The following is a 13404-nucleotide window of genomic DNA, read 5'->3' as shown; positions in this document are numbered from 1 at the left end:
ACCGGGATCACCCCCGCTCGCGCGGGGAAGACAGAGAGGACTCGTTCGCGATGGGAGTCGCGTCGGGATCACCCCCGCTCGCGCGGGGAAGACCCACCGAGAACACTAGGAATGATTTCCAGCCAGGGATCACCCCCGCTCGCGCGGGGAAGACAAAGGGGTGGCCATTGTTGTGTCTGGGTGCTTGGGATCACCCCCGCTCGCGCGGGGAAGACGTTGAGAGAGTAACGGGTCGGGTCGGGTCGGGTCGGGGGGATCACCCCCGCTCGCGCGGGGAAGACACTTAATTATCCTAGCAACTTCGGGCTTTTTCTCTTTTGAAAATTGGATTTATATGACTTTGTCTTCTTGTATATCTCCAAGGCCAGCTCGCAATCCTGCAATGCGCGATGGTGGACGGTCGCCGGTATACCATAACTGTTGGCGACGTGTGCGAGTTTAAAGCTTGGCAACGTAGGGTGTTCCTTTTTAATTTGCCGCATGATGTCAACAATTTGAGCTGGCTCCCATTCAGGACAAATCCGATGAATAAATCCGATATCAAATCGTACATTCCAGCCGATAACGGTATCGGCGCCGATAAAACTCAGCAATTCGGAACACGCATCTTTCACCTGCACTCCGGAGGAATGCAGCATGTCATCTGTGATTCCCGTCAATGTGACAATGCTGGCAGGGATTGTACTTTCAATTGCAATCAATCTCTCGAACCGTTCGACAGATTTGCCAACAATCTTTACTGCCCCAAGTTCAATTATTGAATCCTTGAAAGGGTCCAACCCGGTGGTTTCAATGTCTAGAACAACACAACTATGCTGTTGCCCACCGTCTTGCGCTGATTGGTCTGCACGTCTTGTACGCTCTGTATGTGCTGAATGTCCTGAACTAAACTTTCTCGCTTTTCGATACTTTGAAGCATTGCTGAAGCCGCTTTTCATATGAGATGCAACTCGTTCCAAAGGCAAATCAGTGATGATTGAGACACCATCAAAATCTCTAACCTCTTTGCGGAACCCTTCTGTTGCGAAATTATAGCCTTGCTCATTATTTTGATAAAAACTGATGGTTGCCCGACCATCTCCGATGCTATCAAGCACTCTTTTCCACAGTTGTTCTCGAATCTTTGTGTTGATGTTTCCCACAAAAACACCGGTGTCAATTTCTTGGAGCCATTTACTTAAGGTTCCCCGGAGCGAGGGAGGGACCTTAGTTAAGGTTATCGTCACTAGAGGCATGGCTATACTCCGAATAGGACACACCGTTGGGTACAAGACCCTCTTTGTCATCCCATAAATTGATGGTGTCAGCTTCAGGTAGCTCTATATCGTGTATATCGAAAAGATATTTCAAATCTGAAACCATCTTTTCGAGCAGATGTGTAGATTTAAACTCGTCTCTCATCATTCTTCGAATTTTGCTATCGATGTCTTCGCCCTCTTCAAGAGACTGTGCTGCTTGAAAAGACAAAGGGATTGACGTTTCCGCCTTGTATAAATCAGCAAAATCATATACGAATGACAAATCATGACCTGTATGCACAAAGCCTAAGCCTGGTGACATTCCCAACGCAGCAATAACTGTGTATGCAAGGCCGTATAAAGCGAAGTTTGCAGAAGACAACGCTTGATTAACGGGCGTTCCAGACTCAAAATTATCAGGATCATATGTGCGACGATCCCAAGCGACACCAGTCTGCTTGGACCATTTTCGGTAGATTGAGCGAACTCGGGCTCCTTCCTTCCCTCGCAACACCTGCATACTGTCTTCTGTAACATTTTCGTTTGGGAATCGCATTTGATACATGGTTCGAGCAACGTGAACGCGAGTTCTGACATTTGAAAACAATCGCGCCTGCTTTTCCAACAATAGGCTGGAATGGTTCAATGCCCTACCTCTGGCGTATTGACGGACTCCTTGTTCACCAACCCACAGCACGCAGGTACCCGAGTCACCAATAAGCTCCATGGCGCGATGCGTTATGTCGCTTCCTGGACCAAGGAGCAGCACCGAAATCATTGCCGAGGGAATGTTTGCAACCCCATGTGAGTCTGTAACGGTGATTGCGCTATCTTTACGGTTTATTTGACAGTGCTCGATGTAAAGAAATGTGATTCGATCAGATATTTTTGGAAGCTCAGGTAGTTCCGCTTTCTTAGCACCAGGAATATTCGTCATAGTTCATTCAATCCATTCCTGATTATTGTGCCGGTATCAGTGTCAGCAAGCCAAAACCGTAAGCCTTTTCTCGACCGAAACCATTGGTGAGAACTGATTTCAACGCATCTACGTCTATAACCGTCAGCATTCCCTCAAAAATAGCCGAAGACAATGTGACTCGTTGCTTCCGATGCTTCAGAATTTTTTCGCCTCTGCTTGTAAGCAGCACGGAATCAGGCTGAAATTCAACTCCAAATTGTTCCGCATGGCCAAGAAACCATTGCAGTTGATTATTGGCTGCTCCCACAGGGATTTTTCGTTTCTTCCCCGAAGAATCAGTAACGGTTGTTACCGGGTTCAACTCAACTCTGAAATTATAGCGATGTGACTGTTGGAGTGATGAGAGAAAAGTATCGTAATCCTTCGATTGCGCTGTTCCAACGACGCCATATCGTTCTAGCTTTTCACGATTGGGTTGTGACTCACTGACAATAAGCAGATAACGTTTTCCCTTGAGTGCATCCACTCTCCACAGTTTGCGAGAATGCCGGCCTTCGCTAATTTCATCGGGAAAGCTTTGTTCCACCCAGTTGTGGAAAGCGCCAAGATGTGTCAAATCACGTATCTTTGCGCGGTTATCATAATCGATTTGTACTCTGCTGAGATACATCACTCACCTCCAAGCGAGGAAAAGACATCGTGATCGGTTTCTGACACAGCATGTGACATCACTTCACGAATACGCACAACTGGTCGAAAACCGTGCAGTCGATGTTGTTGTGAGAACGATACGGCGCGATCCCGGGCCATGAAAGTCTGTTGATTCTCAGCAAGATTTGCGTCGGCGTAGATTTCGGCATCATATTGCGATGTACGGTGTTTCTTTTTATACCAATCCGCCGCTTGCCAAGGTGCAGATTGGATGGCTTCAATTACTCCCTTTCCGGATATGTCAAGGATGAAATCGTCCAACAGCGGTAGAGAACGGCGGCCGAGGAAGCCTTGAAAATAGGGGTGACTCACTGCTCTCAGCACAGCATCAATGAACTCATCGTCCCCACCGAGAGCAACAACGAAAATGGCATCCTGAAGATAGTATCTTCGAGTTACATAAGCCTGGCGTATATCACCTTTGCTACTCACCGGGTGAGCTGTGTGAAAGTCCTGAAGCAGATTACCGGGCTGGTCAATTCTGACAGCAAAGTCGAGTCTGTTCAGTCGCTCAATATCTTCATCAGACCCTTCTCTCCTATACCCGTATGCGGCAGCAATCAATCCGATTATTGCGCTTTTCGATGGATATGGATCGGTATTGCGCACCTCAAAATGTGAATGTGTGCCCCATGATTGCAAGGGGCCTGCAAGTTTGAGAAGCAATGTTTTCATTTCAGATTCCTGCGTAGCTGCTCGTCAAGATCGTTCAACAATGCGCCAAAAGTGCCCGCTTCATGAGATTCTTGAAGCTCTGGAACGTTAAGCGTAAGCGTAAAAGCTGGGCTTTCAACAAATTTATTATCTTTTTCGAACTCTGACCTCAACTTATCGATAGATTTATCGATGTAGCCTTCGCGCGATTTCACTGGTGTCTCAAACGCATTGACTAGGTTGATAGGCCGGTCGCTTCTCCCGACAATAACAACTGCACTTGGCAACGTTTGATTTGCGAAGGTATTGATTTTCCCTGTGGGCATTGATGTAATGAACGCTTCAACAAAGAGTTTGAGTGCAGTGATTGCAGCATCCTTATCGTCGCCAAGTTGCGAAACCAGCTCGTGCGCAGCCACATTAGCGTAACGGTACAGAGTGGAGGAATTGTATTCAATAGTGCCAAGCATTCCGGCCCCTGCGTTATCTGCGGGCGCAAGGTCATCGGTTCCGGTAAAATAATCGAATTCTGTCTGCACCGCATGAGTTGAAATGGCATGAGCAACTTGAGCGGAAGCATCTTCATTCAGGCTCGGATCGTCAGCCACCATTCGACCAAACAATGCGATATCTGTTGCAGTGTTATGCTTCAAAATCGATTTAAGTGAAGCTTTATCATAATCTTCATTCACTGCATGTTCTGCAAGTTCTTGAGCTTGCTGATATCCAATGAAAAATAGCGCCTTGACTCGATTATCCTTTCCTGTGGATACGCCGGCATTATTCAGAACCTTGACGGCTCGATCAATGGCCTCGTCGGCTGTCAAGTTGTCGTCGCGTTTGAGTATTTCATCAGCGATGTAGCGAGGTACTTCCAGTGTGCGAGTTCCTACGTTGCGTAATTCACCGTGTTCTCTGAAGTAGTCTCTCATCGCTTTCTTCCATGCCTGAGAACTCACGCGAGCACGAACAACGCCACCATATTGCGCTGTTTTGGGGCTTCCTGTGTCATCACGATTGATGTTTGACGGTGGCACTGATTGAATTGCATGAATGTCGATGAATAATCTTTGATCTGTCATAATCTACTTTCCTATTTTCTTATCTATAATGTGGATGGTGATTACACTGTTACTTGTTCTGCTTGGCAGGCTGCCAGTAATAGCTCTGTCCCCATCGGAAAACAACTTGATTGCTATTGGCGACCTGAAAATAGAACAAGTCCTCGGCTAGCGATGCATAGTCCATCTTCCATTGAGAATTACTCGGTCCGCTTGCGATTTTTATCAAATGTCGCAGATGATTCAGCAGTTCCTGAATCGAATTTGATGTGACAAGTTGATTAAATCTGCGATCAAACGATTGAGAGTCATCCAAAGACTTCCTGAATGTTCCGAGTGCCTTTCCTAATCGATAGTCGGCTCCTCGGGCAAAAACAGACTGCGAACGCCCCTGTTGACCTATGCCATAGAGTTGGAGTGCTGCAAACATTGCGGTTTCCTGAGCTGTGGGGATTCCATTCTTGCTGAGATAGTCTGGATTGATTGACTCAAATAGAAGCGGCCACACCTCACTGCTTGCGTTTAACTCTCGTCCGACACTGTTTCTCAGCGATGCTAGAATGCCTTTGGTTGAAGAACTATCGAGAGTGTTACCCAATTGCTGTAACACCGACGAAGTGGCGCCATATATGCTGTCCTGTGATTTCTCTGTTTCCGTCATTGGTGTATCTCAATCTCTTTGTTGACCTTTGCAATGAACATGTTGAATTGTTGTGGCAAGTTCTTTGTATCTTCGGAGACCGTGAAGTCTCTCATCGAGGAATTATTAACGATCTCCTGTGCCTTTCCAATGACCACTGTTCGTAGTTGTTCATACCAGCTACCAATGGCTTGGTCGATATCAGAACTGGGGCGCAATCCCAAAAGCCAATCTCGAAAAGGCTTGTCAATATCAAAGAAAGCAGATCGAGAAACGTTGTCGCCCAGTGAACCTTTTTGAAGATTTCTGATCCTTTCAACACTTTTGGCGAATTTTCTTAACAGCTCTATCACACGTTGTGTTGTGTTGACGGTATTGTTGATTCGTTCTCTTGCATCAACTGATGCAGTATCTGAATTCAGGACGAAATTACTCATTCCGCAACTCGTCAGCGTAGATTTCTCCCACGCCCGGATAACTTGCCTGCCCTGCCTCTGCGATACTTGTGGCAACTAAACTGAAAACAGAACCTTTTGCCAGAACATGCTTATCAATGAGTTGCCCATGCCACGTGACAATTCTCGGAGTGCAGTTGGATTCTTGCAGATTAGTTAACGCTCCAAATTCTCGCCACATAGCTCGATCTGGCCTGAATCTTCTGGGATACACTTCATGCTCTTTACTGTTGGCACTGGTGGCCCACTTACTCAATGGTTCAACATTGAAATAATTTGTTTGGACGAACTTCGGCAGAGCGACGCTTCGTATCTCGCCAGCAGAGTCCATATGTGATGAAACCAATCGAGAAGGCCACGTATAGAGTGAAGCTAGGTTCTCGGGCCGTTGGCTTGAAAACTGTTGATTTCCGTTGGCAGTTGGAATTGATTGCAATGTCGTGAACAAGGAAATCCACTGTTCAAAGTCATTCTCCCAGAAGGGGGTCTCCACGAGTCGGCTTTCACGCTCATCAAGTGTCACATTGAGCATCAAGCTCTCAAAAAGAGTGCTTCCCTCGAAATATATCCCGCCCAAACTCCACAGTGTCCCGACCGACGGCGAATATTTGAACCCTTGTAATTTTGCCTTGGACCCTCCTGCATAGCCTTGGAATGTCACGAGCCAACGGGCAAATTCTGCAGAATTGAGTACATCCTTGTTACGCTCTGAAACCGGTGTGAACAGCGACAGTTTGTTACTTGACTCGGAAAGCATGCCATTGAGAAGACGGAATTTTGTGGGAGTTCCATAATCGCCTTTTTTGGAAGCTGACGCGACACTTTCAAATTGAATCGGTGTGACCTGATAAAAGGGATGAGTTTCACCGTGCAAATCAAATCTGTCACGCCAATGTTCCAAATACCTGCACACGATCTCAGGGAACCGCTGAGCTTTCCAGAGCGAATCCCACGTCTGGAGTAGTGCATTCGAGTATTCACCGAAATCGTCCTGGTCAACTTCATGAAGAGGAATATCGTTCTCATCAAATTCCAACGACTCGAAATCATAGCGAGTACCGCTGGCATCATATCGTGAAAACACTGTTTGCAGGACCGCCAACAGCAATCGCAGAATTGCGAAATTCTGTGTTGGTGTTTCGCCGGCAAGTGCCCTGTATTCGTGTGCATGCATGAACAGGTCGAGCAGTCCGACTTCTTTGGTTGTCCCTTTATCGTCGACCATTACCATAATCCACGGCTCGTCGAGTACATTAAACTGTCTGTCAGGCATTGCTATCTTCCTTCTCGAACTGTAATCCCAGGCTCTTGGAGTATTCCAAAATGTAGCCATGAAGTTCTGTCTTGTTATGCTCGTCCAGAATGAGACCTAACGATCCCTTAAGCAGAGGAATCTGTTGCCAGAACGCGAGGTTTTCCTTATTCAAGCGTTCAAGTTCTGTTATGACCGAGTCAATTGACCATAGTCTAGAAAAAATCTTTGGCAGTCGTATGGTCTGCTGAGCAAGTTTTTTCGCATTCGCAGGCTTCTTCAACCATGCTTCCGTGATTATTTCATCAGTGTCAAGTAGCTGAATTCCCTGAGCCGTTCTGCGCAGCAATATCACTTCTATAGAATCTTCAGCATCTCTCACCTGCGCTACACCATGTTCTTCATCTGTATTGGTTGAAGGGTTGTTCAGCCATCCCACCAATGTCGTTTCTAACGATCCCTGTGGGGTTTGCAATTCCCAGGTTCCCGCTTTTTCCTCTTTTGTTTTCATAAGCGACTTGCTTTCAGCTTTAGCTTGTCTGTACCGATCTGAGTTCAACTGATCCTCATCTTTTTCGGAATAGACCATTTGGACCAATGGAGAGATGTCAGACGGCAAATTCAATACTGTTGGCAAAAAATGCTGGGTTCGCATCAGCAGGTAGTCACCGTAGATGAAACTTGTTCCTTCATCAAAAGTGCCGTCAGCATTGATACCAGCTACATACACGCGAGCGTCACGTAGTTTTTCAGGTCTTGGACGATTATGGCGGTGCAAACGACCAACCCGTTGAAGGAGCAAATCCATAGGAGCTAGGTATGTGATAAGAACATCAAAATCAATATCCAAGGATTGCTCAAGCACCTGGGTTCCTATGAACACTTTTTTACTGGGCCTGTTGCTGGAGTCTTTACCAATCTGTTGAAGAATCGCACGCTCTTTTTCAGCGCGATGCGGAGCAAGGAAACTGGAGTGAATGAGTTCGACCTCACAATCACGTTTCAACGACTCATATAACTCCTGTGCCTTCTTCACGGTGTTGACGATGATGCCAGCTACGCCGCCCTCTGATAATTGTTCCTGAAGAAGTTTGTGAATTGCTGCTTCGTCGATGTGTTTAACTCGGACCTTGTGGTTGGGAATCGTTTCAAACTGTGATATTTGATTGATTTCTTCACCATCGGTGTATGTAAGCAGCGGGTATGCATTACTTTCTTCCCAATTGGGAACCAACGCTGTTCTATTTCGCCATTTCCTGTCAGTTCCTCTGAAATATGACTCAACCAGCTGCTTTCTGCGCGCCGCAGGTAAGGTTGCAGACAGGATGATGATGGGAACACCGTAACTGCCCATCCATTGCACCGCTCGATACAGATACTGGCCCATATAAGCGTCATAGGCGTGAACTTCATCGATGACGATGACTTTCTTGGACAAGCCCAAATGTCGCAACGCCAGATGTTTCTGTTTCAAGGCTGCCAAGAGGAAATGGTCAACTGTGGCAACAATAAAATCATCAAGAATACGGAGTTTCGCACCGGAAAACCAAGAATTTACGGCGACCGTGCCGTTTTCTGGCTCACCATCGATATCAACCTGAGACGCATCCTGCAGTTTCTCAAAGTCTTCATTGAACTGAGACTTACTGTGAATGAGCCGCAATGATTTCGTATCATACGGGTCTGTTTTTTCGAGCCAGGTTTCGATACGTTTGAAAATTCCATCAGCAGTTGACATGGTCGGCAGCCCAAAAAACATTCCGTTTGTTTTGAACTTGTGGGAGAGAATTTCCGCGGCCGAAAGGGCAATCTCGGTTTTCCCAATACCCATCGGGGCTTCAATAATGTAGATTCCAGCTTCGCTGGTCTGCTCGATGCGTTGGAGAATCTCTGTCTGGACTTGCCGAGCTTCAAATCCAAAGCGTTTGTGAATTATTGATTCAGCGGGAATGTAATCCCCAGGCCAGTCCAGATCAAGCGATTGGATATCGCCGCTGATCTTCTGCCACGCATGTTCAAGTCGGTCGTTTTGAAAACCTTCGCTGTCTTGAAAGTCGGAGTCAATGGATTGAAGTGGGAAATATATAGTGTTGCTTGCCAACCAATCTGCCATAATCAGCAAGCCTTCATATATCACCTGCGATGGCAGTTCTGTGAGCACAACATCATTGAGATCTGCAATATTCAAACCGCTGAGTGACAGGTCGAAATGCAGCAATTCCCGTTGGACAGATTGCCATCGTTTCGCAATTGCGCTTCCAGAATCCTGGCTTTGATACAAGTGCTTGCGATAGTTGCTTTCAAGTTCTGTAATGCTGTGCAACGAGTCAGCCGGTTTACCATGATGACCACTGACGAGCAGCACAAGACTTTCCGGAATATTGCTGTTGTGCAACACACACGCTCCTGCGAGAGCGTGTGGAGCCTTATTCATGTCAGCGAGGTAGAGATTATCAAGGTCTTCAAAACCGCTTCGTACCAGTTTTTCGATTATTTGGCTGTCCAGCTCGTCAGATTGTTGGTATGACTTTTTAGTTTGAAAAACTGGAGTTGCCTTGCCAATGTCGTGGACTGCGCCAAGAAACAATGCGATGTTTTTCGCCTTGTCAGCATTGCCCACAGCATGAGTCAAAAGCTGTTGCTGCTCGCCACTGAGCCAGTGCTCCCAGAGCAAGCCCATGACATTGCTCGTATCAACCATGTGCTGCACCAACGGAAGCCATGAACAGTGGCCCGATGCATCGATATCTTTTTTACCCCACAACTGTGTGAAATCACTGTTCAGGCTTTTCAGCGCATCTACGAACGCAAGATCGGTCATAGGATATTTCTACATGTTCATCGTTCTATGTTACAAGTTGACAAGGTTGCAAAGATGAGGGTGTCCGCTTAATGCGGGCTTATTGCTTCCGAAACTCAAGACGAAAATGACAATCAAAGCACATCTGTGCTTCTTGATAGCGAGCAGTCTGATGCATATGCACAGGTGAATGAGGAGCATTCCTTGAGTCGGGTTTTAGAGAATTGTATTGAGAATTGGCGTGGAAGTAACGTTGCGCGTGCATAGTCGTGTGGATGGTGGGAGAATGGGGCGTATGGAAAAAGTTGCAATGGTTGTAGTCACCTTTAAACGTCAACAACTTTTGGAGGTGTTGTTCGCATCAATCGCCAAGCTCACCCAGGCACCTTGGCGCATCGTGATCGTCGACAATGAAAACTCGTCCGAAACGGCCGACATGGTTGAAGCGTTCAGTGCTGACATCACGCGGCAATGGGGAAAGACGATTCCTGATGCCAGTGGCAATGACATGCGTGTGGTATACCATCCGATGGATCACAATGCTGGCGGCTCTGGCGGCTTTTCCGCTGGCATTCGCAAGGCATATGACCTCGGCGCTCAATGGTTCTGGGTTATGGACGATGACGTTGCAGTGCTGCCAGAAGGCCTCGACCGGCTGGAGAAATGGTCGGACTCTCACGAGGTGATTCAAGGCTCTCGTCTCGACTATGATGGCGGGCCGTTCTATTGGCAATACCACTTCCTCGTGTCGCTGGGGATTCCCGATCCGATTGCGCCTGCAGGATTCGGCTATGCCGGATACAAGGTCATGAACACCATGTGCTTCGAAGGTGGCCTGATCTCTCGTAACGTTGTCGAGAAAATCGGTTTGCCCGACCCTCGTTTCTTCATCTACTGGGACGATACGCTGTATGGATATCTGGCCAGCAAGGTCACGACTCCGATCATCATCCCCGATATGGTTATGAGACGCACGCGAGAGATTGCAAACTGGGACATCGCAGGAGTCCGGCAGCTCAATTCCACATCAGACATGAACCGCTATCACATCATGCGCAACCGTGGCTACATGGCCCGCTACTTCATGCTTCATGGCGACTATCGTCCGCTGCTGTTCGCGGTGGGCACGCTTGCCACGTTTGCAAAGGAAGTCATACGCCTCGCTGCTGTAGATCGCAAGCATTTCATAACAGGCGTTCGAGAGCTGATTCGCGGATGGTGGAACTCGCGTGCACTGCTTCATGATCCGTCCTGGAAACCCATGCCTGCTTTGAAATAACAGAATATTCGAGCGTAATGAAAACGTTTGCTGTCCGAAGTTCTTAAGATCGGCGTGTCGTGCAATACGGCACGCCATATCTGTCTCTACGGCTCGTTACAGTTGTGGCAAACAAGTGATGGGGACACCGGTGAATGCCATCGTTTGCATGACTTGATTGTTGATGAAACAACGAACAGCGCGGATTGCAATGAAGGCGGTTGCGCTGATGTCACGTTTGATACAAGGAGATCGAAGATGATTGAAACTGCTCAGGCCTTTGGCATTGATATTGGGGGTTCCGGAATCAAAGGAGCTCCAGTCGATCTGAATATAGGCGATATCGCCGAACCACGTCAGAAGATCCTGACCCCTGAGGTTTCAACGCCAGATGCCGTGGGCAAGGTCGTCAAGGAAATGCTAGACCGCTTCGCAGTGCCTGACAGCATGCCCGTTGGCATCGCCTTCCCCGCTCCGATCCGACCCGGCAAGCCACTGAACTTCATGGCCAATCTCGACAAGTCATGGCTCGGCATCGACGTGCAGAAAGCGCTCAGCGAGTCGGTCGGCCGGCACGTTGATGTGGTCAACGATGCAGACGCAGCAGGTCTTGCCGAGGTGCAGTTTGGTGCAGCCAAAGGAGAGAAGGGCTTCGTCATCGCCACAACGCTGGGCACCGGTATCGGTTCGGCAATGATCTATAACGGCGTGCTCATTCCCAACAGTGAACTTGGCCATGTGACGCTCAAAGGCGACGATGCCGAGCATTATGCTGCCGCTTCGGTTCGCGAACGCGAAAATCTTGGGTATAAGAAATGGGCAAAGCGCCTGACCAAGTACTATCGCATGCTGGAAACCTATTTCAATCCCGATCTTTTCGTCGTTGGTGGTGGAGTGAGCCGTATGAGTGATCGGTTCATTCCGCTGATTGAGATTGAAACCCCTATCGTTCCCGCACAGCTACGCAATCAGGCAGGCATCGTCGGTGCGGCCTATCATGCGATGATCCACGAGGGCTGAAGCTCCTCTCTACGCCATTGTGTAAAGGTGTCACCGTGTAAAGGTGTCACCGTGTAATCATGTCACCGTGCAGTCATGTGTCACAGCGCAGTCATGCCACGTGCCGTGTCGAGCATGTGGGGGATAGTCGGGCTTATGCATTTTTCGTCTCGTGTGGAATATGGTGGACTTAACCCGATTGCGGATGAAGAGGCGAAGGATCGAAGCAGGGGAGTGCAATTCTCCAAGCTCAACGATGCCAACCCCACGATTCATGGGCTTGCGCCAGAAACATTGTCGGATCCATACAAGGCGGATCCGAGAGGGCCGCGTGAATCGCGCGAGACAATCTGCTCGTTTCTGGCCAAGCACGAAGGCACGGCACGTATCGATTCAGACGAGCTCTTCGTGTTGAGCTCAACATCACAGGCCTATTCATGGCTTATGAAGCTGCTCTGTGACGCTGGGGATTCGGTGTTGGTACCCAAGCCCGGCTATCCTCTTGTGGATTCGATAGCAAGGCTCGAATGCGTGCGTTCCATCAGCTACCCCTTGCATTTCGATGGATCGTGGACGATTGACATTGCTGCGATAGAAGAGCGGCTGGCTCACGGCAATCCTCAGCATATCCGCGCCATAGTGCTGATTAATCCCAACAATCCGACCGCATCGTATGTACAGAGCTGGGAACGCCAGCAGCTGATCCGGCTGTGCGCCAGCTATGACATCGCCATCATTGCCGACGAAGTGTTCTTTGAATACGATCTTCAGTCCGATACCAAAGAGCTTGAACGAGCCGGAACCGGAGGGCAACGATTTGCAGGGGAATCGCGAGTACTGACTTTCGCATTGGACGGCTTTTCAAAGCTTCTGGCGGCCCCTCACGCGAAGGTCGGATGGATTCGCGTTTCTGGACCGCAGCGCGAAAGGCAGGAGGCACTGGCTCGGATCGACACCATAGCCGATGACTACCTTCCCATGAGCAACATCATCGCTCAGCGCATTCCAGAGCTGCTATCTCTTGCCGACACTCAGCTGGCCAAGGTACGAACACGCGTCCGAACCAACTATGCAACGCTGCTGCGTATGGTTGCAGAGCATCCGACAGGTGTCGCGGACGTGCTTCCAGCACAGGCCGGATGGAACGTATTGCTACGATTTCCCTCGGTTATCGACGAGGATGCGCTCGTACTGTCATTGCTGCGCAAGCATCGGTTGAGTGCCCAGCCAGGCTACTATTTCGACATGCCATCCAACGGTGTGCTAGCCGTGTCGCTGTTGCCGGAGAGACAAGTTTTTGAAAGGCAGATTCAGGCGGTCCTTTCACAGATTGACGAGCTGTTGCAGGCATAATCGTCTTTCTGCGCTCGCATGATAACGCATGGCATCACATGCTTCAGATACATATCCGATTCGG

At 48.5% G+C, this 13404-nt stretch carries 12 protein-coding genes and 1 CRISPR repeat array (1 of these 13 only partly in view); of the genes, 3 read left to right on the top strand and 9 right to left on the bottom strand.

All coding sequences use genetic code 11. The features are described 5' to 3' along the window. Nucleotides 1-281: direct repeats of the CRISPR family, unit length 29 nt; unit sequence GGGATCACCCCCGCTCGCGCGGGGAAGAC (it extends 547 nt beyond the left edge of the window). Nucleotides 282-287: 6 nt separating this feature from the next. From cas2e to cas3, 9 genes are read right to left on the bottom strand one after another with little or no spacing between them, the layout of a single operon-like run. After that, on the bottom strand, nucleotides 288-1235 hold the full coding sequence (cas2e, locus tag QN215_RS06495) for a type I-E CRISPR-associated endoribonuclease Cas2e (protein WP_369343520.1): 948 nt from the start codon (nucleotides 1233-1235) through the stop codon (nucleotides 288-290). After that, entirely contained in the window at nucleotides 1207-2175 is a 969-nt protein-coding gene (gene cas1e / locus QN215_RS06490) for a type I-E CRISPR-associated endonuclease Cas1e (protein ID WP_369343519.1), read from the bottom strand. Before cas1e ends, cas2e begins: the two co-directional genes overlap by 29 nt. 22 nt (nucleotides 2176-2197) lie before the next feature. After that, a complete protein-coding gene (cas6e, locus tag QN215_RS06485; RefSeq protein WP_369343518.1) occupies nucleotides 2198-2827 on the bottom strand; it encodes a type I-E CRISPR-associated protein Cas6/Cse3/CasE in 630 nt (209 codons plus the stop codon). Then, entirely contained in the window at nucleotides 2827-3543 is a 717-nt protein-coding gene (gene cas5e, locus QN215_RS06480; RefSeq protein ID WP_369343517.1) for a type I-E CRISPR-associated protein Cas5/CasD, read from the bottom strand. Before cas5e ends, cas6e begins: the two co-directional genes overlap by 1 nt. Then, nucleotides 3540-4604 carry a type I-E CRISPR-associated protein Cas7/Cse4/CasC gene (gene cas7e, locus QN215_RS06475; protein WP_369343516.1) on the bottom strand — a complete coding sequence of 355 codons (1065 nt, stop codon included), beginning with the start codon at nucleotides 4602-4604 and terminating at the stop codon, nucleotides 3540-3542. Before cas7e ends, cas5e begins: the two co-directional genes overlap by 4 nt. 49 nt (nucleotides 4605-4653) lie before the next feature. Beyond that, complete coding sequence (gene casB / locus QN215_RS06470; protein WP_369343515.1) at nucleotides 4654-5244, bottom strand: type I-E CRISPR-associated protein Cse2/CasB; 591 nt, start codon at nucleotides 5242-5244, stop codon at nucleotides 4654-4656. Beyond that, the gene (locus QN215_RS06465) at nucleotides 5241-5660 is read right to left on the bottom strand and encodes a type I-E CRISPR-associated protein Cse1/CasA (RefSeq protein WP_369343514.1); all 420 of its coding nucleotides are present in this window, start codon (nucleotides 5658-5660) and stop codon (nucleotides 5241-5243) included. The genes casB and QN215_RS06465 overlap by 4 nt, the downstream gene beginning before the upstream one ends. Beyond that, entirely contained in the window at nucleotides 5653-6951 is a 1299-nt protein-coding gene (locus tag QN215_RS06460; protein WP_369343513.1) for a type I-E CRISPR-associated protein Cse1/CasA, read from the bottom strand. Before QN215_RS06460 ends, QN215_RS06465 begins: the two co-directional genes overlap by 8 nt. Continuing rightward, nucleotides 6944-9751 (bottom strand): CRISPR-associated helicase Cas3', encoded by a 2808-nt coding sequence (gene cas3, locus QN215_RS06455; RefSeq protein ID WP_369343512.1) that lies wholly within the window; start codon nucleotides 9749-9751, stop codon nucleotides 6944-6946. Before cas3 ends, QN215_RS06460 begins: the two co-directional genes overlap by 8 nt. 265 nt (nucleotides 9752-10016) lie before the next feature. On the opposite strand from cas3, the gene QN215_RS06450 reads away from it, so the two are divergent. The 3 genes from QN215_RS06450 (at nucleotide 10017) to QN215_RS06440 (ending at nucleotide 13340) form a co-directional block, all read left to right on the top strand. Next, the gene (locus QN215_RS06450) at nucleotides 10017-11009 is read left to right on the top strand and encodes a glycosyltransferase (protein ID WP_369343511.1); all 993 of its coding nucleotides are present in this window, start codon (nucleotides 10017-10019) and stop codon (nucleotides 11007-11009) included. A 237-nt stretch (nucleotides 11010-11246) separates the two neighbouring features. Further along, nucleotides 11247-12008: a polyphosphate--glucose phosphotransferase gene (ppgK, locus tag QN215_RS06445; RefSeq protein ID WP_369343510.1), complete on the top strand. Its 762-nt coding sequence runs from the start codon at nucleotides 11247-11249 to the stop codon at nucleotides 12006-12008. 135 nt (nucleotides 12009-12143) lie between these two features. Beyond that, nucleotides 12144-13340 carry a pyridoxal phosphate-dependent aminotransferase gene (locus QN215_RS06440; RefSeq protein ID WP_369345101.1) on the top strand — a complete coding sequence of 399 codons (1197 nt, stop codon included), beginning with the start codon at nucleotides 12144-12146 and terminating at the stop codon, nucleotides 13338-13340. The last annotated feature ends 64 nt before the right edge of the window (nucleotides 13341-13404 follow it).

The organism is Bifidobacterium sp. WK041_4_12 (genome assembly GCF_041080795.1).
Classification (GTDB): Bacteria; Actinomycetota; Actinomycetes; order Actinomycetales; family Bifidobacteriaceae; genus Bombiscardovia; species Bombiscardovia aquikefiricola.
This window is presented reverse-complemented; position numbering and strand designations above follow the sequence as displayed.